The organism is Salegentibacter agarivorans (genome assembly GCF_900113135.1).
GTDB lineage: Bacteria > Bacteroidota > Bacteroidia > Flavobacteriales > Flavobacteriaceae > Salegentibacter > Salegentibacter agarivorans.
This window is the reverse complement of sequence record NZ_FOOH01000001.1, coordinates 431628-457520: the sequence shown is the minus strand read 5'-3', so window position 1 is coordinate 457520 and position 25893 is coordinate 431628. Positions and strand designations below refer to the sequence as shown.

Sequence of the window (25893 nt, the reverse complement as noted above, 5' to 3'; positions counted from 1 at the left end):
TTATCCCCGTGCACCGTCATTTCAAAATCTATAAACCTTACGGATATTTAAGTCAGTTTATCACCAACGAACGTCCCCGAAAGAAAAAGAAACTTTTAGGAGATTTAGGTGATTTCCCTGCGGAAACAATGTCGGTTGGCCGGCTGGATCAGGATTCAGAAGGTTTGCTTTTTCTCACCACCAGTGGTAAAGTAAGCGCCAAAGTGAGCGGGAACAAAATTGAAAAAGAATATTACGTTCAGGTAGATGGACAAGTTACTTCTAAAGCTATTGAACAACTAAAAAACGGGGTTGAAATAAGCATTAACGGTAAAAGCTATGAAACGCTTCCCTGCAAAGCGTTTATCCTGGAAGAAAGACCCACTTTCCCCGAAAGGGCAAAGAAAATTAGGGATGAACGCCACGGCCCTACCAGCTGGATTTCCATAACACTCACAGAAGGTAAATTCCGCCAGGTGAAAAAAATGACTGCCGCTGTTGGTTTTCCTACCTTAAGATTGGTGCGCGTAAGGATTGGAAATGAAAAACTTGAAGGAATGGATGCCGGGGAAGTTATAGAACTTTCCGAATTTTCTCTTTAAATATTACTTTATTAACCCATTGGCCATTATCTCAAATTGAGCCATAAACCTTAACTTTGACGCTTTATAACAATTTATGCAAAAAGCAGAATTAAGAACGGTTACGGTAACCCGCTATATCACTCCACTAAGGGAAGGGGGCTCATTGCCGGCACTTACCGAAGCTGACGATGATTTTAAATATGTGCTGAAATTTAAAGGCGCAGGCCACGGCGTAAAAGCTTTAATCGCTGAACTTCTAGGGAGCGAAATTGCCCGCGCCCTGGGCTTTAAGGTGCCAGAACTCGTTTATGCTAATTTAGATGAAGCTTTTGGAAGAACAGAAGGCGATGAAGAAATTCAGGATCTATTACAGGCTAGCCAGGGATTAAACCTGGCGCTTCATTTTTTATCTGGTGCCATAAATTTTGATCCCGTGGTGACCGAAGTTGATGAATTTGAAGCTTCAAAAATAGTTTGGCTTGATGCTTTTATCACCAATGTAGATCGCACCTATAGGAATACCAACATGCTAATGTGGCACAAAGAATTATGGCTTATAGACCACGGAGCTTCGTTTTATTTTCACCACTCGTGGACGAATGTTGAGGAAAAAGCAAAAACGCCTTTCAGCTTTATTAAAGATCACGTTTTACTTCCAAGAGCCAATAAGTTGCAGGAAGCCAATGAGTATTGCAGGAAATTAATTACTCCCGAAAAAATAAAAGAAATTGTATCCTTACTACCTTCAGAATGGCTGCAATGGGAAGATACCGATGAAACGGAAGAAGAAATTAAAAATGTTTATACGCAGTTTTTAACAACTAGACTCGCACATTCAGAAATTTTTATAAAAGAAGCAGAAAATGCAAGAAAAGCACTTATATGAATATGCTGTAATTAGGCTGGTGCCTAAGGTTGAACGCGAAGAATTTCTAAACGTGGGGATTATCTTGTTTAGCAAACAGTCTAAATATTTAAAAGCTTTATTTGAAGTTGATGAAAAGCGATTGGCTGTTTTCTGTGAAGAACTGGACAAAGATGAACTTTGCACTAATCTTGATTCTTTTAAAAAGATTTGCGAAGGAAGTAAAAATGGCGGCCCCATTGCGCAATTAGATTTAGCTTCCAGGTTTAGATGGCTTACCGCGGTACGCAGTTCTATAATTCAAACTTCACGACCACATCCTGGAATGACCAGTGATCTTGATAAAACTTTAAATAGGCTTTTTACAGAACTTGTTTTATAAAAAAGAGATTATTTGAAGACTTGAAATTGTCATCCTGAACTTATTTCAGGATCAAAGCAGTTATCAAACTAGAGGCTGAAACAAGTTCAACTTGACGATTCAACATTTTCAAATAATCCCACTTTAAGATTTAATTTCTAGCCTTTAAACTTCCCAGCCATTTCTACCGTTCTTTTTACCTGGTGATTTACTGCTTTTTTAATATTATCGCCGGGAGCATTCCCATCTGCAGTTACACTAATTCCATAAGGGTTTCCTCCGGCTTCGAATAAGCAAGGATCTGTATAACCCGGAGCTACAATTATAGAACCCCAGTGCATCACAGTTTTATAAAGGGACAGTAAAGTGGCTTCCTGACCACCGTGTGGGTTTGCAGCACTTGTCATTCCGCTTACAATTTTATTGGCTAATTTTCCGCTAGACCAAAGCCCGCCGGTAGTATCAAAAAATGCCTGTAATTGTGAAGGTAAGTTTCCATAACGCGTTGGGGTGCTAAAAATAATAGCATCTGCCCATTCAAGATCGTCTAATTCTGCGGTTGGGAAATCTTTATTTTCTTCGGCATATTTCTTCCAGGATTCATTTTGATTTATCGCTTCCTGTGGCGCCGTTTCCTGAATTTTTTTTACCCTTACTTCGGCTGCTCCTGCTTGTTTTGCCGCTTCCCCGGCCCATTGTGCTAATTGGTGATTTGTGCCAGTGGCACTATAAAATATCACTGCTACTTTTGGTTGACTCATAATTTATCTTTTAAAATTGATTAATCTTTTCAGATAAATATAAAACAAAATAAAGCGAATAGTTCTAAGGTTATTATAAAATTGAATTAAAATCCGGAGGCTTTCCCATCATAGCTACGGGAATCTGCAGCGCCATAGATTAAGTTAGTTTCCCAATCTATATAAATGCCCATTGCCTGTCCCTGGTTTCCTGCTTCATAAACTTCGTGTCCCATTTCTTCATAAATACGTTTTGTATCGGGAGAAATTCCCCAATCTTCAAACCGCGTACGGTTGGGGAGCCATTGGTGATGAATTCTAGGAGATTCAATAGCTTCAGCTACATTCATTTTATGATCTATGGTATTTACAATTACCTGTAGCACAGTATTAATAATAGTTCTTCCGCCGGGACTACCTATTACCAAAAGTGGTTTACCGTTTTTTGCTACAATGGTAGGCGTCATACTGGAAAGCATACGTTTTTCGGGAGCAACTAAATTAGGTTTTGTTCCAATTAGTCCACGAGTATCTGTGTGACCGGGAATTGGATTAAAATCGCCCATTTCGTTATTCAGAAGAAAACCTGCGCCCTCTACCACGATTTTAGAGCCGTAACTGCGTTCTAGGGTATAGGTTAACGACACCGCATTTCCCTCTTTATCTACTACTGAAATATGGGTAGTTTGCGGACTTTCATATTGTAAATGTGCATTATTAAAATTGGCAGAATCACTTAAAGAAGCTTTTTTAATCTCAATACCTTCCCGCAGCTCCGCAGCATATTTCTTAGAGATTATTTTTTCTATTGGCATTTCTGGATTAAAATTAGGATCTCCTAAATAGAGAGCCCTGTCGGCATATGCTCTGCGCATTGCTTCGGTAAGTAAATGCAGCGAAGCTGCAGAATTATGTCCCGTTTCTTCTAAATTGAAACCTTCCAGAATATTCAGCATTTCTATAAGCGCTACTCCCCCTGAACTTGGCGGAGGCATAGCAACTATTTCGTGACCACGGTAAGTACCGGTAACAGGTTCCAGCTCTTCAGCTTTATATTTTGCAAGATCCTCTTCAGTGATAAGTCCGCCGTGTTTTTTCATAAAATCAGCGATCAATTTTGCTGTTTTTCCTTTATAAAAACCATCGGCTCCATTTTTCTGAATTCGCTTTAAAGTTTTAGCAAGGTCAGGTTGTTTCCAGGTTTCTCCAGGCTTATAAACTTCTTCCCCATTTTTAAGAAAAGTTTTAGCGGTGGCGGCATATAAAGCATCATCTTTTTTATCCTTTACCCAATTTAGAAACCAGTTCATATTATAGGTAGATTCAAATCCGTTTTCAGCAAGTTCTATGGCAGGCTGTAAAAGTTCTTGCCAGGGCAAACTTCCCATTTTTTGATGCGCATCATAAAGCCCCGCCACTGTGCCTGGCACCCCAACTGAAAGCAAACCTTCGTGATTAGAATTGTCCTTAATCTTTCCATCTTTTCCTAAAAACATATTGGGAGTAGACGCTAAAGGTGCTTTTTCACGAAAATTAAAAGAAGTTTTATCACCGTTACTCCCGTGATAAACCAAAAACCCACCTCCACCAAGATTTCCTGCAGAAGGCAAAGTAACAGCGAGTGCAAAAGCCGTTGCTACACTGGCATCTATGGCATTACCTCCTTTGGCCAGAATATCACGCCCTACTTCTGAAGCAAGATAATGACTGGTAACAACCATTCCATTCTCGGCTCTAACAGGGGTACGACCGGTTTGTGCGTAGATTGGAAAATATAAACTGAAGGCCAAAAAAAGGCAGAGCAAAGATTTAAATTTTTGTTTCATATTCTATTGGAGCTTGAATAATAAACTTGTATAATTTGAGGTATGGTTTTCTTTAAATTTCATTGAAAAAAGGGAAATTTAAATCCAATTATCGAGTAAACCTAAAGAAAAAGGTGGCAGGAAACAAGAGCGTAAAATAAAAGATAAAAAATTAACTATTCTGAGGAATCACCGAAGTTTCCCTGAAAACAAGTCCGAAAAATTCAAAAGTTTCCTGAGCTTTTTTAGACGCTATCGCTATTTGATTTTCAGTAAAATCTTCAGCTTTAAGTTCTTTTACAAATTTGTTCCAGGATTTCACTCCATCACGATCGCCATTAAAAAAATATGGCTTAGATATCTGAGCTAAATTAGGGCAATTAGGAATTTCTTTGGAAATATAAATCCCGCCTAAAGCAGAACCTAAAACTACGTAAGCCGCTCCCAGGGCTTCTTCACGCGATGTGATGCTGAATTTACCCTGAAATTCTTCAGAAATAGAAGTATCTACATTCAAATTCTCAAGGTCTTTTGCCAGCTGATCGCTTTTATCTAATTTGCAGGCTGGAATAAATTTAGAAATTTCAGCTTCGGTAATTTTATAAGCAATATAATTCTGAAGTAATAAAAGCTTATAATCTTCCAGGCTTATTTCGTGTGAAATAATCTTTCCGGCAAGATTCTCTTTTTCCAGTTCTTCGTGTAATTTCTGGGTAGCATTTCTAAGGTTATTCAGCATCATCTACACTAAATTTATCAAGGTTCTTCCTTATTTTTGCAATATTTTCCCGCTGTTCTTTATCATCGGCTTTCATACTGTCCAGATAACTATAAATTTGGTGAACGGCTATTTTATTTTTTCTAATTCTTTCCCTTAATTCGTCGTGCTGTACCATATTATAGATCGCCTGTTTTAATAAAGGCTCTAATTTTTCGGCAAGAACACTCATATGCTTTTTCAAAATAAAACCTGAAGCTCCAGAAAGAATAGTATCAGCCGCCAATTCATCATCGTCTAAGGCTCCGGTGACGAAAATTAATGGAATGGTCTCGTCTATAGATTTTGCCAACTGCATAATATCAAGTCCTGTGCTGGTAGGAAGGTTATAGTCTGAAATTATTACATCGGGTAGAAAACTGGTAAAAATTCCTTCAAAACCTGGTAAATCTTTAACCACTTTTATCTGGGGCTTCTCTACAATTTTAGCAATTTGTCTTTTTATTAAAACTGCATCAGTTTCCTCATCTTCCACCAGAATTATGCGCAACGGGGTTTTGATCATTACTTCTAAATTTTTACAAAAATACTAAACTTGTTATTGTAAGTTCTAATTAAAGGTGGAAGAAAAACGTACTGCCCTTTTCTGGTTCACTTTCTACCCAAATTTTTCCGTTATGCTTTTCTAAAATCCGGGCTACAATGGCCAGACCAATACCAGTGCCCTTAAAATCTTTTTTTGCAAACCTGGAAAACATTTTAAAGATTTGATCCTTTTGGTGTTCAGCAATTCCAATCCCGTTATCTTTTATATAGAAAACATTTTTATTTTCTCGTGAAAAACTTCCAATTTCAATCTGCGGATAAGGCGCTTGTTGAGTATATTTTAAAGCATTTCCCAATAGGTTACTCCAAAGTTGCGATATCATTGGGCGGTCTCCATAGGTATCGGGAAGATTTTCAGCTATTTCTATATTAAAATTCGGGTAATTTGTTTTAATGTTGAAACTCACTAAAAGCTCTTGCAGTAATTTTTTAGTACTAAAATTTTTCTTCTGAAGTTCGCCTCCGGTAATCTTTGAAAAGGAAAGAATATCGTCTATAATTCCTTCCATACGGTTAGAAGACTTTAAAATTGTATCTATAGTTTCTAAAGCTTCTGCGGGTAAATTTTCACTAAAATCTTCTTTTAAAATTTGGGCATAACCATTAATACCGCGCAACGGGCTGCGCAAATCGTGAGAAATTCCGTAGCTAAAAAGTTCTAAATCCTTATTAGCTTCTTGCAGATTTTGGTTTAATCTACTTATTTCTTCTTTTTGCTTTTTTAAAATACATTGGTTTAAATTTTCCCGAAAAGCTTTAGCAGTTTCAATATCATAGTCCTGCCAGGAATTAGAAATTCCGTCCAGCTTTTCTGTCCATTTTTCAAAAGATTTTCGCGGACTTAAACGCTGTTTTTCTTCGTTATAAGTAAGCTTTTTATTAGGATTTCCACCCCAGCTTACAGTTTCAGCCACTTCAGGTCTAAACCAGATTATAAAATTGTTGTTTGCGCGCCCCAGTTTAAAACTTAAAATTCCTGAAGCCGATTTTTTGTAATTTTCGGCTGCCGAGAAATGATTTTTGAGATGTTTGGTGTAGAATATAATTTCTTCATTTTCAGCAAGAAAATCACTTAAATCTTTAACTTCAGCTTCAGTTGGCGTTTTGCCAAAAAGTTTAATTTCATCATCTAAAACCACTGCGCCGCCCCCACTTTCCATTAGTGAAATAAACGGAATTTTGGCATTTTCAAGTCCCTCACCTAATGTATTTTCAATCTTAAGATCCGCTAAAATCTTAGCTCTTAATTCAGAATTTTCACTGAATTTCTTATTGAAAATACCGGTTTGAATGGAAGCTATATTATTAGAAAAAACCTGCGCTAAAAATTTACAGGTTTCCCGCTGAAAATAATTAATAAATTTTGCCGAATAATGATGGCAGGCTATAAGACCCCAGAGTTTGCCGTGAACAATTATTGCGGCCGTTAAAGAAGCTCCCACCTTCATGTTCTGCAAATATTCAATATGAATGGGTGAAACCCCGCGTAAGGTAGATTTTGAAAGATCTAAAGGTTTTTTGGTAATTTGAGAAAGGTAAGGAGAAATAGGAACAGGTTCATAATTCACATCTGAAATTATTCTCACTTTATGTTTTAAAAATAAATTTCGGGATTGCGAAGGGATATCGCTGGCAGGATAATGTAGATCCAGCCAACTTTCTAAATGCTCTTCTTTTTCTTCGGCAACTACTTCGCCATTCCATTCTTCGTCAAACCGGTAAACCATAACACGATCGTAACCGAAGATGCTTTTCATTAATTTTGCGGCTGTATTGCAAAGATTAGGAATAGTTTCATTCGAATCTAATCCATTTATTATATTGGTTAATTGCTGCTGAAGAAACATTGGCTCCCAATACTCGCCCAGCACTTCAAAATCTAAAATAAGATGGTCTTCTGAAAAATGTGGTAAGACTATAAAATGCTTATTGCCAATTTTTAGTTCTTCGGCTTTAAATCCAGTTTTTTGGTCTATTGCGGTAGTAATCTTTTCAAATGCAGCCTTACCAATAAGGCTTTCGAGACCGTCGTTCAAAAGAACTTTATGTGAGATACCGAAAAACTTTAAGGTATTTTCACTGGCCTGAATAATTTTAAAAGTTTTAGGATCTACCGCGAGAATTACACCGTGAGCCTGAGCTTTTCCAATTAAATGAATTGGTTCTTTTTCACAATTTCGAATATCTATCTTTTCGGGATACGAAAGCTGCTCTGAGCTCATACACAGCTATGCTTTTAATTTAAAATAAAAGGTACTGCCCACACCTACCTGGCTATCTACCCAAATGGTACCTTCGTGTAGTTGTACAATTTTCTCTACGTGCGCCAGGCCAACTCCCGTACCATCATTTCCATTGGTTTCTTTCACACGGTTAAAAATGGTAAAAATGTTCTTTTTATCTTCTTCAGAAATTCCGTAGCCATTATCCATTACCGAAAAAACCCAAAATTTACCTTCGCGATAAGCTGCAATACGAATATCGGGATTGCGTTCTTTTGGAGTATATTTTATTGCGTTACTTATTAGGTTTTGAAATAACAGGCGTAATTCTACTTCGTAACCCATAATTTTTGGAAGCGTACCAGCATTTACTCTGGCATTGGTGTCCTTTATTCTTTTACCGAGATCATATTTTACAACCTCAACAACTTCTTTTATGTTCACCAGGCTTTTTTCTCCATTTCGGCCAATTCTGGAGTGTTCCAGTAAAGCTTTAATTTGTTCTGAAAGTCTTGTAGAAGCATCTTTTATATACTTCACATAATCTTTTCCTTTTTGGTCTAATTGCGAAGAATACATTTTACCCAAAACATCACTACCAAATTTAATGGTAGAAAGTGGCTCCTGGAGATCGTGAGAACAAATAGATACAAATTGTTCCAAATCTCTATTAGCACGTTCAAGATCTTCGTGCTGCTGCTTTAGTTTTAATTCAGCATCTTTTAGAGCAGAAATATCAACGCAGGTGTACCTAATGGTCATTATCTTACCATCAGTATCTTTTTCGGCAGTAGCATTTAATATAACCGGAAGTAAATCTCCTGTAGCAGTTAACATTTCCTGCTCCATATTCACAATAACACCGGTATCTTTGAATTCTTTATTAGATTTTAAAGCTCTTAGTTGAGACTCTTCGTTATAAAGATCAAAAACAGGTTTATCTATTAAATCTTCTTTAGAGGTATATCCCAATCTACTAACAGCCATCTCGTTGCATTGTACAATTAACTGGGTTTGAGGGTCTACACTAATATGAATTACCGGGTCTTCTTCGTAGAAAGATTTAAAACGTTTTTCACTGGCAATTAATTTTTCTTTAGAACGTTGCAGCAATCCTACATCTATAAATGTTATCACTACCCCATTCACTTCATCGTTAGAATTAATGTATGGAGAAATTCTGCGCAGATAGTAAGTCCCATCTTTGGTCATAATTTGCTTTTCCAGAATTTTGCCGGTTCTAAGTACTCGTTTGCAACGCGTAATTAAATTGCTTTTACCCATACTGGACGTAAAGTGCTCTATTGGCCGACCTTCATCAGATTCTATTAAGTTAAAATGCCTTTGTATAGCAGGGGTAAATTTTCTTATTCGTAGTTCATCATCCAGGAAAATAACGCCAATTTCTGTACTTTCAAGCAGATTATTCATATCGGCGTTTAATGCAGCCAGATCATCAACCTTCTGAAGATTTTCTGCATTTACTGTATTAATCTCTTCGTTTACACTTTGCAATTCTTCATTGGTACTTTGCAATTCTTCGTTAGAAGCCAGGAGTTCTTCATTTGCTGCCTGTAACTCTTCGTTACTGGTTTCAATTTCCTCCAAGGAAGTTTGCAGTTCTTCTTTAGTCTCTTTGAGCTCCTCTTCAAGATCTGCAACAAATTCTTTGGTGCGATTGGTAAGTGTAAGTTTATCGAGTGTTTTAACCTCTTTTAGGTTTACTTCCTTCTCTACAAAAATAATTACAAAACTTGCGTTTGAATCTTCAAATTTATACTGATAAGGTTTTATTATAATATCTACCGATTTTTTTTCACCATTATGATCAAAAGCAGCATCCGGATACCTTAAATTCTCATTATTCTTTTTAGCTTTTTTTACGCTACTTTGAATAATAAACTTTAGATCTACGCCCAGCATATCTAAAAGATTCACCGAAAAGCCATTTACCGGTAAGTTTGCATATTTTCTAAACTCCCCTACCGCCTGTAAAATATTAAAATCGTTATCTATAAAAACACTGGCACCGCCAAAAGTTTCTAAAATAGTTTCATGTAGTTCTTCGGTGAGTTTATTTTTAACTGGATTTGATGTTTTTCTATAATTTGGCCTTTGAATTTCTTTTGTATTAGAAAGTGACCTACTTTGAGAAGTTGCTGCAGAAATATTTGAGTTTAGACGCTTATCAGCATTTTCATTTTGATAAATTCTAGCCGAACGATTTATCACCTTAAAGTTATTTTTTTGGGACGAAACATTTTCTGAAGTGCCCAAAACCAAATAACCGCCAACTTTTAAAGCATATTGCAAAAAGTTTAAAGCTTTATTCTGAATTCCGGGTTGGAAATAGATTAATAGGTTTCTGCAAGCCACCATATCCATATTGCTGAACGGTGGGTTTTTAATAATATTATGCCTTGAGAAAACCACCATTCGGCGCATCTTATCAATTACCTTATAACCGTTGGGCTCGCTTATAAAATATTTCATTAATAAATCTGAATCGATATCGGCCACAATACTTTCAGGATAAAATGCTTCACTTCCAATATCGAGGTGTTTTTGCGAAATATCTGTCGCAAAAATCTTTAGATCTATACTTTTTCGTTGCTTTTCAATTTCTTCATTAATAAGCATGGCAAAAGAATAAGCTTCTTCTCCACTGCTACAGGCAACATCCCAAAGTTTTATAACCTCTCCATCCTTTTTTTCTTCTACCAGTTTAGGAATTACCTCTTCTCTAAGTATTTTCCAAACTTTTGAATCTCTAAAAAACTTGGTAACCCCAATTAAAAATTCACGATGTAAAATTTCTACCTCCTCATCGTTATTTAATAAAAATTGATAATAATCTGAAAGGCTATTGCATTTACATACATTAACCCTTCTGGCAATTCTACGGGCAAGCGTAGCGTGTTTATATTCCCTAAAGTCAAGACCTGTTTTTTCGTCTATAAAGCGAAGAATTTTCATTAATTCGCTTTCATTGTAATTATAATCACCGTCTTTGAAATGAAAAACTGCGGGAGAATCTATAAAATTCTTAAGCTCCAGCGCCATATTAGAAATTGGTAATACATAATCTACCAATCCTGTATTTATAGCACTTTGCGGCATCCCGTCAAACTTAGATTCTTCGGGATCCTGCACCATAATCATTCCGTCGCGTTCTTTTATAGCCCTTACTCCTCGGGTACCGTCACTGCCGGTGCCGCTTAAAATTATTCCTATAGCTTTTTCTTTACGTTCTTTAGAAAGTGCTTCAAAGAACATATCTATAGGCAGGTTTAAACTTTGATCTTTAGGTTTTTCTACCAGGTGAAGTTTATTATTTTCAAAAGATAAATTATTGGCCGGCGGAATTAAATAAATATGTCCCTGCTTCAGCTTCATTTTATTCTTAATCTCCCGAATAGGCAGGTTGGTGCTCTTTTTAAGAAGTTCTCCCATCATACTTTTATAGTCTGGGGAAAGATGCTGGATAACTACATAAGCATTCTTATCGGTTTCGGGTATGTCTTTGAAAAAAGCTTTAAGCGCTTCCAGCCCCCCGGCACTTGCACCTACAGCAATAACACGCGGTTCGTCAATTTTAAGCTTAGTTTCTAACTCCGATTTAGAAAGATAGTTATTTACTTTTGTCATTTAGAAATGATTAAGTCAGTCTTGTATAATTAAAAAGGCAAACACCAAAAATATATGTTAAGTCAGAGAAATGTGAACCCATTTGCCATTTATATTAACAAAATCGCCTTAAAACTGCGGATTGCACCACTTCACATTGTCAAAATTTAATTTTTTAAAAAGCTAAAATTAACAAGTTTTTTAAAATTAAAATGTTAAAAAATATTTTAGTTCGTTCAGGCAACTTCCAACTCTATCTAAATTTTTCCCTTATAAGCTTTAATAAGCTGATTTATATCATTTCTATTAAAAGCGTTTAGAACTAAATTTACCTGGTATTCAAACAGTTCTGTATTCAATTTATTTGAATAAAATTTAATACCTGGTTTTCTACTTAAATAATCTAAGATGAAAATACTATCCTCATATCAATCGGGTTTAAGTTCGTTTTTCCTGGAGATCGGGGAAATGGGGAAGTTTACCGGCAGGTATTTTAGAGAACTTTTTAGTAGGCCTTTTGAGTTCCGGGAATTCCTGAAACAATGCTACCAAATGGGCAATAAATCTTTGCTTTTAGTGAGTGTAACAGGATTTATTTTAGGCCTTGTATTTACCCTGCAATCCCGCCCTACCCTAATGGAATTTGGTGCGGTTTCGTGGATGCCGTCTATGATAAGTATTTCTATAGTTAGAGAAATTGGCCCGGTAATTATCGCCCTTATTTGCGCCGGAAGAATTGGTTCAAGTATTGGAGCCGAATTAGGTTCTATGCGGGTTACCGAGCAAATAGATGCTATGGAAGTTTCAGGAACAAATCCGTTTAAATTTCTGGTAGTAACCAGGATATTGTCCGCTACCTGTATGCTACCCATTTTAGTAATAGTTGGAGATTTTGTGGCACTAATTGGTTCTGCAATTATAGAGAACATAAAAGGTGACGTGTCTTTTACCCTTTATTTTAACCAGGTATTTGCCGCGCTGGAATTTACAGATCTTCTTCCGGCAACGGTAAAAACTTTTTTCTTTGGGTTTGCCATTGGCCTGGTAGGTTGTTTTAAAGGATACAATAGCAAAAAAGGCACCGCGGGAGTTGGGAAAGCCTCCAATTCTGCCGTGGTTTTTACTTCTATGCTACTGTTTGTATTGGATTTTATCGCCGTTTTTATCACTGATATTTTTTATAACTAAAAATGGAAAATAAAGCCGTAATAGAAATAAAAGAACTGTACAAAAGCTTTGGCGCTGTTGAAGTTTTAAAGGATTTCAATTTAAATTTATTTGAAGGTGAAAACCTTGTTCTAATGGGAAAATCGGGTTCAGGGAAATCGGTGATGATAAAATGCCTGGTAGGTTTAATGGATTTTGACAGGGGCAGTATTAAAGTTTTAGGGAAAGATATTTCTAAAATGAAACAAAACGAGCTGGATGAAATAAGAACCGATATAGGTTTTTTGTTTCAGGGCAGTGCTTTATACGATTCTATGACGGTTAGGGAAAATTTAGAATTTCCGCTAAGAAGACATAGAAAAAACTCTGAAAGAAAAACTGAAGAACTGGTAAAAGAGGCGCTGGAAAATGTAGGCTTGCAACAAACTATAGACCTAATGCCCGCAGAACTTTCGGGAGGGATGCAACGTAGAATTGCTTTAGCAAGAGCACTTATTCTTAAACCAAAGATTATAATCTACGACGAACCCACAACGGGTTTAGACCCAATTACCGCAAAAGAAATTATTTTATTGATGATGAATATTCAGAAAAAATATGCAACCTCATCTATAATAATTACTCACGATGTAGATTGTGCAAGGGTAATTTCTAACCGAATGATCTTATTACTTGACGGAAAAAATTATGCTGAAGGAACTTTTAACGAACTGGCAGCATCTGGTGATCCAAAAATTAAAGCATTTTTTAAATAAAAAGCTATGAAATCAAATTCTGCACAAAATATAAAACTTGGGGTTCTCATTATTTCGGGGCTTATTATTTTCACCCTTGGAGTTTTCTTTATTGGAAACAAGCAAAACCTGTTTGGAGATTCCATTCTGGTAAGTTCTGTTTTTAAAAACGTAAACGGATTGCAATCGGGGAATAATGTTCGTTATTCTGGTGTGAACGTTGGTACGGTAAAAGAAATCAAATTTTTAAATGATACGGCAATTTGTGTAGATATGCTTATTAATAGGGAAGCCGGAAATTTAATTAAAAACAATGCACTGGCTACCATAAATTCAGACGGACTAGTTGGAAGTATGGTTTTAAATATTTTACCCTCAAGCCAGGCACCTTCTCCCACCATCAAGGAAGGCGACACACTTGCTTCAATTAGCCAGGTGGCAACTGCCGATATGCTAAACACCTTGAATAAAACCAATGAAAATGCAGCATTATTAACCCAGGATTTATTAAAAATTACCAATAGTATAAACTCTGGAGAAGGCGTTTTAGGAGATTTACTCAAAGACAAAACCCTGGCTAAAAATGTACAGGAAAGTGTTGAAAACTTAAATGAAACAACCAAATCTGCCAGGTTGGGATTGGCAAAACTAAATGGAATTTTAAATAATGTAGATTACGAAAATTCTGTGGCGGGTTTGCTTCTTAGCGACACCAGTGCACAAAAAAGTTTCAGCACAATTATTAAAGATTTGGAAAAAACATCTTCGCAAATAAAGGGGATTAGCGTAGATCTGGGTGAATTTTCTAACAATCTTAATTCAGAAAAAGGAGCGCTTAATTATGTGCTAAAAGACAGCAGTTTTGTGAATCATTTAGATCAAAGTATGGAAAATATTGAAGAAGCTACCCATCGCTTTAACGAGAATATGGAAGCTTTAAAGCATAATATTCTATTCCGTGGATATTTTAGAAAACTGGAACGCCAAAAAGCGCGAGCCGAAAAAGAAAATTAATAATTAATCTTCTACAGAAATTTTCTTTTTAAAACGAAATATGCTTCTGGAAAGGAAGAATTAAATATGTTCCATTCGCCACCGTTTAAGCTCGGGTAGCTTTTTTATAAGTTGCCGGGCTTCTTCCAGACTAATATCTTCGTGCATTTCTGCCATTTCTAATAATTTCACTTCTAATTGATGTAGATTAAGCGATTTATCAGTAAAAGCGCCATCCTCGTAACAGTCACGACAATAATCGGGATTTTCTGATTTATCGCGATTTGTACCTACAGTGGCTTTTGTAAATGGCCAGCCACAACTTTGGCAAATTAAGGTTTTCATCAGCTAATTTTATTAAAATATACGAAGAAAAATTAATATAATACGTTCAATTTTAATCATTTAGAAAGCAGCATTTTTAATTTTGAAAGCATAATAAGCTCAGATTTATTTTTTCCTGCAAACGAAGCTGCAATAGCATCTGCTGTTTCCCAAATTAACTGTTTAATTGGCAAAGTAAACAAGCCTTCATTTTCCTTTTTGTATTGTCTAAACTCCTTAAATGCCCATGTTGCTTCAGGAGAATTTTCTTCAAGCCAATCAAAGACCATTTCAATCTTATAGGCTTCATCGGTTCCATATTCGTCAGTTTTATTATCTATTGGCACCCATTTCTTTTGCACCAGATTGTTAAGCGTTTTAATCTCTTCGGCTTGCACTACTTTATCAGAAGCCGCAATGGCGTAAAAAAGCATCCCGATATTCTGATAAAATTCTTCGGTGAAGACTTGTTTTTTCGATAGTTCCATAATAAAAATTTTACTCGCTTAGCGAGAGTTAATGCTACGCGATTTTCTCGAAATAATTCGCTCTTTAAAGATAAGTCTCAGAAACTTAGCTGAAAATGATAAAAATCAGTTTTTATGCGGAGGTATTCTTTTTCTAAAGAATAGCAATAATAATTAAACATCTGAATTTCGGCTGTTTAAATAATTTCTCCGCTATCTACGTTTTAAAAATAACTTTGTATATTTAGGTGTTGTTTAAAGCATTTCCCCAACTTCCCCCCGCCTGGAATGCGAAACAATCCCCAATCAACGTATTCTTAATATTTAAGCTCTGCAGGGATGAAGCGTATTCTATATATTTTAGATAAAACTTCCAGTCATCTAATTCCAGATGAATTGGCGATGAACCTCGATTATAAATTTATATACTCAAATTCCCCAACAAGCTTAGAAAGTTTATTAATAAAAAATAAACCAGATTTGCTTATTTGGGCAGTAAAAAACCCTATTCCACCTAAAGTAATTCATAGAAATCCCGGGATTTTAAAGCTTCCTATACTTTCTATTATTGCTGAAACCGGCACCCAAAAACCCCTTCATAAAAAACATCGCTTTTTAGCAGAGAATTCTTCGAAACAGGAGCTAAAGAAGAAAATTTTATTTCTCACCAATGCTAAAATGGAAAATTTTAGAGCATCTAAAAAGCCAGACAAATCTTTAGTTCCAAATATTGAAGCTTTAAAAAGTTATATGGAAAAAAAGGGTGAGTTAATAAGCCTGGATAAACATAAAATATTATTTCACGAAAACCGGCATTCCAGTTTTATCTATTTAATTAAACAAGGTTTGGTTAAAACCTCCAGGATGGACCAATTGGGAAAAGAATTAATTACTGGTATTTACCGGAAAAATGACTTATTGGGACTTTACGGATTTCATAAGCATCCCGTTGCAACTGAAATGGCAACCACCTTAGAAGCTTCTCAATTTTACAGGATCTTATATACTGAATTTAGGGAAATACTACAGCAAAACCAGGAGTTAAGCCTGGATTTAGCCCAATATTTAACCGATACGGTTTTAGAATTAAAATCACAACTTTTAGAAATGGCTTATGCGTCGGTATTAAAAAAAACTTCTAATACTATTCTTCAGTTTGCAGAAGAAATGCAAAACCCAGAATTTAAAGGACTTAATATTTCGAGAACCGATTTGGCCAGTATAGCCGGTATTTCTACCGAAAGTTTTATTCGAAGCCTTTCCAGCTTAAAAAAAGAAGGAATCATTGCAATAAAAGGTAAAAAAATAAACATCCTGAAACCAGATAAACTACAGGAAATCACATAGTCCTAATTTTTTGTTAAATACTGATTTTCTGACATTTGTCATTTTTTTTAAGTATGTTTTCGTCTATTTTTAAAACAGGAAATTTATCTATATATATTCAAAAATTTGTTTTTCCTAAACTCGCAGAGTTGGAAATCAAATTAGAAGATATCAAAGGTATTTTTTAACCTGATATACAAATTTTATTTCGTGTAAGATCACTGATATCAAACCAGTGTTAAAGAATAAACTTAATATCTTCTTAAGAAACAGGAGGCAATGGTCTCCTGTTTCTGTTTTTAGAGCTTTCTTTCTATCCTATTTACAATTAAATTTAAGCAACTATAAAAGGAACTTTTTAAAACTTATGAATTCGCCATTTTTTATTGGGACCTTTTACACATAGCAAATTCTCGCCCAACCATTTTGCATTAATCTCTGGTGCCTCTCGTAGTTTTTGTTTAGAAACAGCTACTGGAAAAGGCCCTTCTAAATATTTTAGTACTTCCCCATCCTTATCAATAAGAACTACATCATATTTATAAGACAGCACATTCTTACCCAAAAGCTGGTTCTCACCAAGTCTCTCTTCTTCTAGCTTTAATGCCAAGGCTTTCCCGTTAGAAAAGTTGCTTACATTTAGAAATTCAGGTTCAATTACTGTTTTTCCTTCAGCATTTATAAAACCATAATAGTTAACGCCATCTTTCTTTTTACTAATAATAGCCCTTTCTTCTTTTAGTTGAGGATATTCAATTCCCGCAACGCCAATTCTATTATTTTTAGGGTTCTTATTCATAACGAGATCGTTTCTAAGTTCAAACAGCACCTCGCCACTCGTATCTATAAAACCCCAATTATCGCCTAATCTTACCGTACCAAAACCATCTTCCAGATTGGAAACAAAATCAAATTCTTTCGGTTCTTGCGCAAATAACACAAACGGAATACTTATTAAGATTCCTAATATTAAATTTTTCATCTTCAAAAGTTTTAAAATTACCATTAAATGTATTTCAAAACATTGATAATAAATATGATACACGTCATACTAAGCTAAAACTTTCTTCTCCTGTAAAAGCTTAAAATTAAATTACAAACTGATTTTCCTCATAGTTTAAACTTAGGTGTTCTCTTAACTTTATTATTCAAAGTCCAAGAAGATGAGAAAGATAATCTTACCCACCGATTTTTCAGAAAATGCCTATAACGCATTGCGATTTGCCTGCCAGCTTTTTAAATATGAAAAGAGTGAAATAATTCTTTTAAACACTTACGCCGATAAGGTGTATACCGATGAAAATCTGTTAAGTAAAGAATTGATAGATGAGCTTAAAGCGGTTACCAAAACAAAGGCCGAAATGGCTTTAAATGAAATTAGCACTAAGGTTCACGACGAATTTTGCAATCCCAGACATAAAGTTAAATATGTAGCTGCATTTGGTGATCTGGTAGACGAGGTAAACAGCCTGGTAAATTCAGAAAATGCCGATCTTGTTATTATGGGTACTCGTGGGGCTACAAACGATAGGAAACTTGGTTTTGGGAGTAATACTTTACTTGTTTTAAAATATGTGCAATGCCCGGTTTTGGCCATTCCAGAAAATTTTAGCTATCAGGAGCCAAAAAATATCTTATTTCCAACCAATTTTTTAATTCCGTATCAAAAACGTGAATTGAAAGTTGTGGGAGAAATTGCTCGCGATTTTAAGTCTGTTATTCATTTTCTGTATTTATCTAAACATAAGGCAACTTCAGCAAGACAAAAGGATAACCTGGAATTCTTGCACGAGCAATTCTATAATATTCGCTTAGAAAAACACCAAAGTGAAGAGTTGCAAAAGGAAAAAGCAATAGAAGAATTTATAGTAAAAAATAATATAGATCTTTTGGTGATGGTGAATTCCCGTCACACTTACTTAGAAGATATGCTCCTTACTTCTACCATAGATAAAGTGGGTCTCCATCCTAAAGTTCCACTACTGGTATTACAAAATTTTAATAGGGAATGCATTTAAAATTTAGAAATCATGAAAAAAATACTTTTACCCACAGATTTTTCAGAAAACGCTTATAACGCGATTTCTTATGCCATTAAAGCATTTAAAGATGTAGAATGTACTTTTTATCTTCTAAATACATATACCCCGGTTTTGTATGATTCTGAATATATTTTATACAACAGTACACAACCTAATCTCGCTGAAGCTTATAAAAAAAACTCCCTCACAGGATTGCGAAAAGTTGAACGGAAGATTTATCGTGATTTTAATAATCCAAAGCATAATTTCGAAAAAATTTCAGCTTTCAATCTCCTTATTGATGAGATGAAAGAACAGGTGAAATCTAAAGAAATAGACCTGGTAGTAATGGGAACTCAGGGTGCAACCGGGGCTGAAGAAATCTTAATAGGTACCAATAGTGTGCACGCAATTAATAAGCTAAGAACGCCATTTTTAATGATCCCTTCGGGATATCAATATCAACCTCCGGTAAATATTCTATTTCCCACAGATTTTGAATTGAATTTTAGCACTGCGCAACTGGAACCAATTTTAAATTTAGCCGAAGAGCATACCTCAAAGCTTAATATTTTGCACGTTTATTTTGGAAAAGACCTAGACCAAAATCAGGAAAAAAATAAGAAGAACCTCAGCAAAATCCTGGAAGATACTTCGCACCAATTTTATACAATTGAAGACAAAAGCGTACCAAAAGCTATAAAAAAATACCAGGAACAGCACGAGGTAGATTTACTTTTTATGGTCAATAACAAGCGTAGCTTTTTTGAAAATCTTCTTTTTAGACCGGTAGTTAATAAAATAGGTTTTCATATTAAAGTACCCTTTATGGTCATTCAATCAGGAAAATTCAACTAGTTATGAAAAATATACTCATCCCCACAGATTTTTCGGCTAACGCCTGGAAAGCTACCGTCTACGCCTTTAGTTTATTTCAAAATGAGCTGTGTAATTTTTATTTTTTAAATGCCTGCAAACCCGAATTCTATACTCCAGATATTAATGGCGCTAGTTTAGCCCAGGCAAAAAGCGAAAATAAAGTCCTGATGAATAAGTTGCTGAAAGAAGTAGCTATAATTAATAAGAATCAAAACCATAGGTTTAAGTCTATAATTATAGAATCCTGGTTAAACGATGCGGTTGTTGAAATTCAAAATGAAATAATTTTTGATCTTATAGTAATGGGAACAAAAGGAGAAACCGAAGCAGACGACAGGATTTTTGGCACAAATAGCATGAATGTAATTGAAACCGTAGACCATATGCCGGTTTTACTTATACCAGAAAATTGTGTGTATGTACCCGAAGTAAAAAAAGAACTGGTATTGGCAACCCGGTTTGATAAATCATTTTCAGATTATGAGATAAGTTTTTTAATAGATATGGCTAAGAAATTTAAGGCCTGTATTAGGATTCTTTATATTCAGGATACCGAAAATTTATCTGAAGAACAGCTGAATACAAAAGAAGAGCTACACAACTATTTTAAAGATGTTTCCCATAGTTTTCACACCCTAACCAATATTGAAGTTACCAAAGGAATTCACAGTTTTATTCAAAGTAGAAATAGTGATGTGTTGGTTTTGAACCATAAAAAAAGAGGCTTTTTTCAAAATTTATTTTCAAAATCTCTACTAAAAGAATTAGGGAAAAAACCCCAAATTCCTATGCTTTTTATGCCTTCAGATCTATAATTTTTTACAAAATTAATTCTTGAAAAACCTGCAAAAATGAATATTTCCAATCTAAAAATCATAAAAGCCTCTGGTGAAAAAGCTAAATTTTCTATAGACAGGGTTGCAGAATCTTTAAGGAGGTCTGGCGCCAATGAAGAACTTATTCAAAAAACCCTGGAAAAGCTCAAAACCGAACTGTACGAAGGTATCACCACCAAAGAAATTTACAATCGTGCTTTTAATTTGCTCAAAGAAGATAATAAAACCAGTGCTTCAAAATATAAATTAAAAACCGCTATTTACGAATTGGGCCCAACCGGATTTCCTTTTGAAAAATTTATTGCCGCGCTTTTAAGTTATAGTGGTTATAAAACCCAAACCGGGAAAATATACCAGGGAAAATGTGTTACCCACGAGATAGACGTGGAGGCCAAAACAGATTCAAAACTAATTTTAATAGAATGTAAATTTCACAATGCAGGTAGAAATTGTGATGTAAAAATTCCGCTTTATATAGATTCCAGGTTTCGGGATATAAAAAATTTTAGAAGTAATGGAGAGAATAAATTAACTTTTGAAGAAGGTTGGGTGGTTACCAACACACGGTTTACATCCGATGCAGTAAAATATGCCAAATGTGCCAATCTTAAATTATTAAGCTGGGATTATCCAAAAGGCGAAGGACTTAAAGATAGAATAGACCAGTTAGGTTTATACCCTATAACTGTTTCTACCCTACTTTCAGAAAGAGAAAAAAACTTTTTGTTAAGTCGGGATGTGGTTTTGTGCCAGGAACTTATAAACGATACCTTTTACCTGGATCATTTAGGCATCAGCAATCCTCGCAAAAAGAGAATACTTGAAGAAATGAGAGATCTTTGTAAACATTAAAATTATGGAAAATCAAATAAAAATTCATTTTCTGGGAGGTTCGGGAACAGTAACGGGATCAAAATTTCTCGTAGAAACCCCCGAATTGAATTTCCTAATAGACTGCGGACTCTTCCAGGGGATTAAAAGTTTGCGGGAACTCAATTGGAAAGATTTTCCGTTTGATCCTAATAATATAGATCTCATATTGCTTACCCACGCCCACCTGGACCATACAGGATATCTCCCAAAATTGGTAAAACAGGGATATAAAAATCCTATTCTTGGCACCCTACCAACTTTAGGAATTGCAGCGGTTATTTTAAAAGACAGTGCAAAGATCCAGGAAGAAGATGCAGAAAGAGCCAATAAGGAAGAATATAGCAAACACCATCCCGCTTTGCCTTTATATACCATGAGTGATGCCGAAAAAACTATAGGTTTATTTAAAAGTATAAAGCTGAATGAGTGGCATAGAATTTCAGAAAATATAAAATATCGCTACCAGACCAATGGCCATATCTTAGGTTCAACGTTTATTGAAATTGAGATTTTTGAAAAGCGCTTTGTATTTTCAGGCGATATTGGGCGGGAAAAAGATTTACTTTTAGAAGCACCTAATAAGCCGGAATGGGCAGATTACTTATTTTTAGAAAGTACCTACGGTGATAGACTTCATCCCGAAGATGATTCAGACGAAATTTTTATTGAAGCAATTAAGGAAACCGTAAACAAAAAAGGAAATCTTATTATACCAAGTTTTGCAGTAGAACGTTTGCAGGGAATTATGTACAAGTTATACCTTTTAATCAAAAAGAATAAAATCCCAAAAATTCCTATTTACATAGATAGCCCAATGGGTAATGAAGTTCTTGGTTTATTTGAAGGTTTTAGCAAGTGGCATAAAATTGAGCAAGATGAATTTAGAAAAATGCTATCCTATTTTAATATCATCACTTCATACCGCGATACCTGGAAAACTATAGATGAAAACAGGTCTAAGATTGTAATAGCCGGCAGCGGAATGGTAACCGGCGGCCGTGTACTCACCTATCTTCGTTATTTAATAGACAAACCGGAAACCACAGTGCTATTAGCAGGTTACCAGGCCGAAGGCACCAGAGGCAGGCAGCTGGAAAACGGAGCTTCAGAAGTAAAAATCTTTGGGAAATATTGCCCGGTAAAAGCAAAAATATTAAAGATGGAAAGTCTCTCTGCTCACGCCGATCAAAAGGAACTATTGGATTGGATGTCAGAAATAAAAAATATTCCTGAAAAGATATTTTTAATCCACGGCGAGCCCACCGCTTTAGACTCATTAAGAGTAAAAATAAAAGATCGTTATAATTATGCAGTGAGCATTCCCGCCTTTAACGATGTTGTAACGCTACAGCTATAAATTCACAAAAACTCAACGAAAACCTTTTCGTTCAATTTAGCACCTTTTTTCTGCAATAATGGCAGTAAAAATGGCAGTTTTTTAATGGAATAAAATTTAAATAAAAATTTAGGTTTTATTCCATTTTCAGCTAAAGGCATAAGTAAAACTTCCTAAATTCAATAATTCTTAACGTTTTTCATAATCTTTATTATCTCAAAAGCTAATAATAAAAGGTCTTCGATCTACCTAATTATAAGGCTTAAGCACCATCCAAGTTTATTTAAAAACCTCTGAAAACAGCTGTTTTTAGATTAGTTTAACCTAATATTTTATTAGTTACGGTCAAAATAAATTAATTTAATCCTTGCTTTTGGCAGGCAAGTACGGTTTTATTGGGAAACATTGCATGGTCTTTGTTCTTAATGGCCCAGACTTGAAAGTCTAAAAGTTGAAATAAATTAATTAACCAAAAAATAAAGAATGAAAGTATTAGTAATTGGAGCAGGAAATATGGGACTTACTTACGCCGAAGGAATGGCGAAGTCTAGTTTACTTAATCACCGAAATCTAATGATTTTTGATAAATCGGCTGAAATAATAACTACACTTAGCAAAGTAGACCATTTTGATGTATACGATGATATTGAAGAATGCTTACCAAAGGCAGACATCGTATTCCTTGCTGTAAAACCCTATCACTGTGATGATTTATTTGAGGAAATAAAACCTTTAGTAAACGACCAGCAAATATTTGTCTCTTTAATGGCCGGCGTTACTATAGATAAAATACAACAAGGTTTAAACGTGAAAAAAGTTGTGCGTTCAATGCCTAACCTTCCTGCACAGGTAGGAAAAGGAGTTACCTCGTTTACCGAAGCAAAAGAAATCTCTCGGGTAGAACTTCTTATGGTTAGAAATTTATTAGACACCACGGGAGCATCAATTCATGTAGAAACAGAAAAATTTATAGATGCTTCTACAGGAATTTCAGGAAGCGGGCCGGCTTATGTATTCTATTTTATGAATTCTATGATGGAAGCAGCATTAAAAATGGGCTTTTCCAAGAACGACTCTAAGGTTTTGGTCAGCCAAACATTTGAAGGTGCCGTAAAACTTTTTAACGAATCAGATCTGTCGGCCAGCACCTGGATGGAGCGCGTTGCTTCTAAGGGAGGGACAACCCGTGCAGCTTTAGATTCTATGGACGATAATAACGTTGAAGAATTAATTAAAGATGCGGCTTACGCGGCATTTGACAGAGCTGTAGAACTGGGAAAAGAGTAATCTAAATCTAAAAAAGGAAGTTTAAATATAACTTTATAAAATGGAAAAAAAGAGAATCGTAGTTAAGGTCGGGACCAATGTAATGACCAATAAAGATAACAGGATTTTAGGCCCTGTACTAAAACATCTTGTAGAACAAATAGCTACACTATATGAAGAGGATGTAATGGTAGTTCTCGTTTCTTCAGGATCGGCAATTGCCGGAAAAGAAGTTCTTGGAGATGTAGATATTGAAGATGCCTCAAAAAGAAGACAGGTATTTTCTGCAGTGGGCCAACCACGTATGATGCGTCACTACTATAGTATCTTCCACGATTTTGGAATGCGCTGTGCACAGGTACTGGCAACTAAAAGAGATTTTAGCCCGGGTATTCACCGCGAAAATATGATTAACTGTTACGAATCTTTATTATCTGAAGGAATTATCCCTATTGCTAATGAAGATGATGCAGTATCGGTAACAATGTCTATGTTCTCTGATAATGATGAACTTGCAAGCCTTGTTGCTGAATTAATTAATGCTGATGCCTTAATTATTTTAAGTGATACAGATGGATTATATACCGGCCATCCAGAGGACGATGAATCAGAAAAACTTAACAAAGTTACGGTTGATGAAAACGTAGAAAAATACGTACAGGAATCTGGAAAAGGCGAAGGTGAAGGCCGTGGTGGTATGGAGTCTAAAATTAAGATTGCCAAAGGTACCGCTGCTAAAAACATTACCACTTATATCGCAAACGGTAAACAGAAAAATGTAATTCTGGATATCGTAGCAGGTAAACCGGTAGGTACAAAGTTTACCGCATAGAAAAATAAAAATTGAAGTTTAATCAAACTAAAAATAAATCGAATAATGAAATTATTAGATTCTAAAACCAAAAATAACGTTTTGCAATCCATGATTAATATTTTGGATAAAAGACGTGAGGAAATAGTAGCCGCAAATAAAAAAGATCTTGACGCTTTTGGCGAAGGAGACCAGGCTATGCGTGATAGATTGGTAGTAAACAATGCCAAGGTAGACGATATGATACGCTCTGTAAAAGAAGTTATGGACCAGGAAGATCCTGTAGGCCAAACTATAGAGCATAGAAGATTGGATACCGGTTTAGATATTACCAACAAAACCGCACCATTCGGAACGATCATGATTATCTATGAATCCCGTCCCGATGTTACAATTGAAGCCGCTGTACTTGCTTTTAAAGCAAATAACAAGATCTATTTAAAAGGTGGAAAAGAAGCAAACCATTCTAATAGAATTCTTGAGGAATGCTGGCACGAAGCGCTTCAGGAAAACGGTTTGGAAAAAGACTGGATCGAGCTATTACAAATGAATAGAACCGAAACCCAGGAGTTCCTTAAAAATCCGCCACAACATATAGATTTAGTAGTTCCAAGAGGTGGAGAAAAGCTTATTGCTTTTGTAAAAGAACATTCTACAGGTGCAGTTTTAGTTAGCGGACGAGGAAATAATTTCCTTTATGTTTCTAAGAATGCCAATTTTGATACCGCTAAAAAAGTAATGTTAAATGCTAAAATCGATAAGATTTCAGGATGTAATGCATTAGATAAGGTATTAGTTGATAAAAACCTACCAGACTTTGAAAAAAGAGTAAAAGAATTGTATGATATGTTCACAGAGAATAAAGTACATATTCAGGTAGACGATGATATCGCTAAGATACTTCCAAATGAAGAAAAAATACCATCTGAAGATACCTGGTATGAAGAATTCCTGGCCATGAGAATTGTACTTGGTGCTATTGATGGTAACGACGCCGCAATGGATAAAATCAATAAATATTCAGGAGGACATTCAGCTGTGATTATCACTGATGATAAGAAAGAAGCCGCCAACTTTATGGAGCAGGTAGACAGTGCCGCTGTGTACCACAACGCTTCTACTAGATTTACAGATGGTGGCCAAATGGGAGTTGGTGCAGAGCTCGCTATTAGTACCGATAAACTTCACCACCGTGGGCCACTTGGTTTAAAACAATTGGTTACTAATAAATACTATGTATTAGGAGAAGGCCATATTAGAGAGTAGTTTTTTCTCTAAAATAAGCTTTAAAACCGCTGAGAAATTCAGCGGTTTTTTTATGCTCAATTTTTATAAAAACAAAATTTTTTCTTT

General features: G+C 35.4%; 24 protein-coding genes. 15 read left to right on the top strand and 9 right to left on the bottom strand.

The features are described 5' to 3' along the window. The first annotated feature begins 8 nt into the window (after positions 1-8). The 3 genes from BM084_RS01880 to BM084_RS01870 all read left to right on the top strand — a co-directional run bounded on the left by BM084_RS01880 (position 9) and on the right by BM084_RS01870 (position 1810). A complete protein-coding gene (locus tag BM084_RS01880; protein ID WP_093302403.1) occupies positions 9-581 on the top strand; it encodes a pseudouridine synthase in 573 nt (190 codons plus the stop codon). A 76-nt stretch (positions 582-657) separates the two neighbouring features. Then, complete coding sequence (locus BM084_RS01875) at positions 658-1449, top strand: HipA family kinase (RefSeq protein WP_093302400.1); 792 nt, start codon at positions 658-660, stop codon at positions 1447-1449. After that, positions 1427-1810, top strand: a complete 384-nt coding sequence (locus BM084_RS01870; RefSeq protein ID WP_075326614.1) for a DUF3037 domain-containing protein — start codon at positions 1427-1429, stop codon at positions 1808-1810. Before BM084_RS01875 ends, BM084_RS01870 begins: the two co-directional genes overlap by 23 nt. A 137-nt stretch (positions 1811-1947) precedes the next feature. Here the strand turns inward: BM084_RS01870 and wrbA are convergent, their stop codons facing one another. From wrbA to BM084_RS01840, 6 genes are all read right to left on the bottom strand, one after another. Further along, complete coding sequence (wrbA, locus tag BM084_RS01865) at positions 1948-2550, bottom strand: NAD(P)H:quinone oxidoreductase (RefSeq protein WP_093302397.1); 603 nt, start codon at positions 2548-2550, stop codon at positions 1948-1950. Between the two features lie 86 nt (positions 2551-2636). Further along, positions 2637-4355: a gamma-glutamyltransferase gene (ggt, locus tag BM084_RS01860; RefSeq protein ID WP_093302395.1), complete on the bottom strand. Its 1719-nt coding sequence runs from the start codon at positions 4353-4355 to the stop codon at positions 2637-2639. A 151-nt stretch (positions 4356-4506) separates the two neighbouring features. Beyond that, positions 4507-5076: a biliverdin-producing heme oxygenase gene (locus tag BM084_RS01855; protein WP_245764321.1), complete on the bottom strand. Its 570-nt coding sequence runs from the start codon at positions 5074-5076 to the stop codon at positions 4507-4509. After that, positions 5063-5617 (bottom strand): response regulator, encoded by a 555-nt coding sequence (locus BM084_RS01850; RefSeq protein ID WP_075326611.1) that lies wholly within the window; start codon positions 5615-5617, stop codon positions 5063-5065. The genes BM084_RS01855 and BM084_RS01850 overlap by 14 nt, the downstream gene beginning before the upstream one ends. A 49-nt stretch (positions 5618-5666) precedes the next feature. Then, a complete protein-coding gene (locus BM084_RS01845) occupies positions 5667-7880 on the bottom strand; it encodes an ATP-binding protein (protein WP_093302392.1) in 2214 nt (737 codons plus the stop codon). Between the two features lie 6 nt (positions 7881-7886). Beyond that, entirely contained in the window at positions 7887-11528 is a 3642-nt protein-coding gene (locus BM084_RS01840; RefSeq protein WP_075326609.1) for a chemotaxis protein CheB, read from the bottom strand. Between the two features lie 387 nt (positions 11529-11915). On the opposite strand from BM084_RS01840, the gene BM084_RS01835 reads away from it, so the two are divergent. The 3 genes from BM084_RS01835 to BM084_RS01825 are packed head-to-tail and all read left to right on the top strand — an operon-like array spanning position 11916 to position 14422. Further along, positions 11916-12695, top strand: coding sequence for an MlaE family ABC transporter permease (locus BM084_RS01835; protein ID WP_093302391.1), 780 nt, complete (start codon positions 11916-11918; stop codon positions 12693-12695). 2 nt (positions 12696-12697) lie between these two features. Then, complete coding sequence (locus BM084_RS01830; protein WP_093302388.1) at positions 12698-13429, top strand: ABC transporter ATP-binding protein; 732 nt, start codon at positions 12698-12700, stop codon at positions 13427-13429. 6 nt (positions 13430-13435) lie between these two features. Then, positions 13436-14422, top strand: coding sequence for an MlaD family protein (locus tag BM084_RS01825; RefSeq protein ID WP_075326606.1), 987 nt, complete (start codon positions 13436-13438; stop codon positions 14420-14422). Positions 14423-14482: 60 nt separating this feature from the next. On the opposite strand, the gene BM084_RS01820 is transcribed toward BM084_RS01825, so the two are convergent. Together BM084_RS01820 and BM084_RS01815 are read right to left on the bottom strand one after the other, a co-directional pair. Then, positions 14483-14746 carry a zinc ribbon domain-containing protein gene (locus BM084_RS01820; protein ID WP_075326605.1) on the bottom strand — a complete coding sequence of 88 codons (264 nt, stop codon included), beginning with the start codon at positions 14744-14746 and terminating at the stop codon, positions 14483-14485. A gap of 56 nt (positions 14747-14802) precedes the next feature. Next, a complete protein-coding gene (locus BM084_RS01815) occupies positions 14803-15213 on the bottom strand; it encodes a hypothetical protein (RefSeq protein WP_093302386.1) in 411 nt (136 codons plus the stop codon). 318 nt (positions 15214-15531) lie between these two features. On the opposite strand from BM084_RS01815, the gene BM084_RS01810 reads away from it, so the two are divergent. Next, positions 15532-16539, top strand: a complete 1008-nt coding sequence (locus tag BM084_RS01810; RefSeq protein ID WP_093302383.1) for a Crp/Fnr family transcriptional regulator — start codon at positions 15532-15534, stop codon at positions 16537-16539. 337 nt (positions 16540-16876) lie between these two features. On the opposite strand, the gene BM084_RS01805 is transcribed toward BM084_RS01810, so the two are convergent. Beyond that, positions 16877-17500: a WG repeat-containing protein gene (locus BM084_RS01805; protein ID WP_177195640.1), complete on the bottom strand. Its 624-nt coding sequence runs from the start codon at positions 17498-17500 to the stop codon at positions 16877-16879. 181 nt (positions 17501-17681) lie between these two features. Between BM084_RS01805 and BM084_RS01800 the strand changes: the two genes are divergently transcribed. From BM084_RS01800 to BM084_RS01765, 8 genes are all read left to right on the top strand, one after another. Further along, entirely contained in the window at positions 17682-18536 is an 855-nt protein-coding gene (locus BM084_RS01800; RefSeq protein ID WP_075326601.1) for a universal stress protein, read from the top strand. Positions 18537-18548: 12 nt separating this feature from the next. Then, on the top strand, positions 18549-19397 hold the full coding sequence (locus tag BM084_RS01795; protein ID WP_075326600.1) for a universal stress protein: 849 nt from the start codon (positions 18549-18551) through the stop codon (positions 19395-19397). Between the two features lie 2 nt (positions 19398-19399). Continuing rightward, a complete protein-coding gene (locus BM084_RS01790) occupies positions 19400-20233 on the top strand; it encodes a universal stress protein (protein WP_075326599.1) in 834 nt (277 codons plus the stop codon). Between the two features lie 36 nt (positions 20234-20269). Then, on the top strand, positions 20270-21106 hold the full coding sequence (locus tag BM084_RS01785) for a restriction endonuclease (RefSeq protein WP_093302378.1): 837 nt from the start codon (positions 20270-20272) through the stop codon (positions 21104-21106). A 4-nt stretch (positions 21107-21110) separates the two neighbouring features. After that, positions 21111-22484, top strand: coding sequence for an MBL fold metallo-hydrolase RNA specificity domain-containing protein (locus BM084_RS01780; protein WP_075326597.1), 1374 nt, complete (start codon positions 21111-21113; stop codon positions 22482-22484). A gap of 462 nt (positions 22485-22946) precedes the next feature. Continuing rightward, on the top strand, positions 22947-23750 hold the full coding sequence (proC, locus tag BM084_RS01775; RefSeq protein WP_075326596.1) for a pyrroline-5-carboxylate reductase: 804 nt from the start codon (positions 22947-22949) through the stop codon (positions 23748-23750). Positions 23751-23790: 40 nt separating this feature from the next. Next, a complete protein-coding gene (proB, locus tag BM084_RS01770; protein WP_075326595.1) occupies positions 23791-24561 on the top strand; it encodes a glutamate 5-kinase in 771 nt (256 codons plus the stop codon). Positions 24562-24606: 45 nt separating this feature from the next. After that, the gene (locus tag BM084_RS01765) at positions 24607-25806 is read left to right on the top strand and encodes a glutamate-5-semialdehyde dehydrogenase (protein ID WP_075326594.1); all 1200 of its coding nucleotides are present in this window, start codon (positions 24607-24609) and stop codon (positions 25804-25806) included. The last annotated feature ends 87 nt before the right edge of the window (positions 25807-25893 follow it).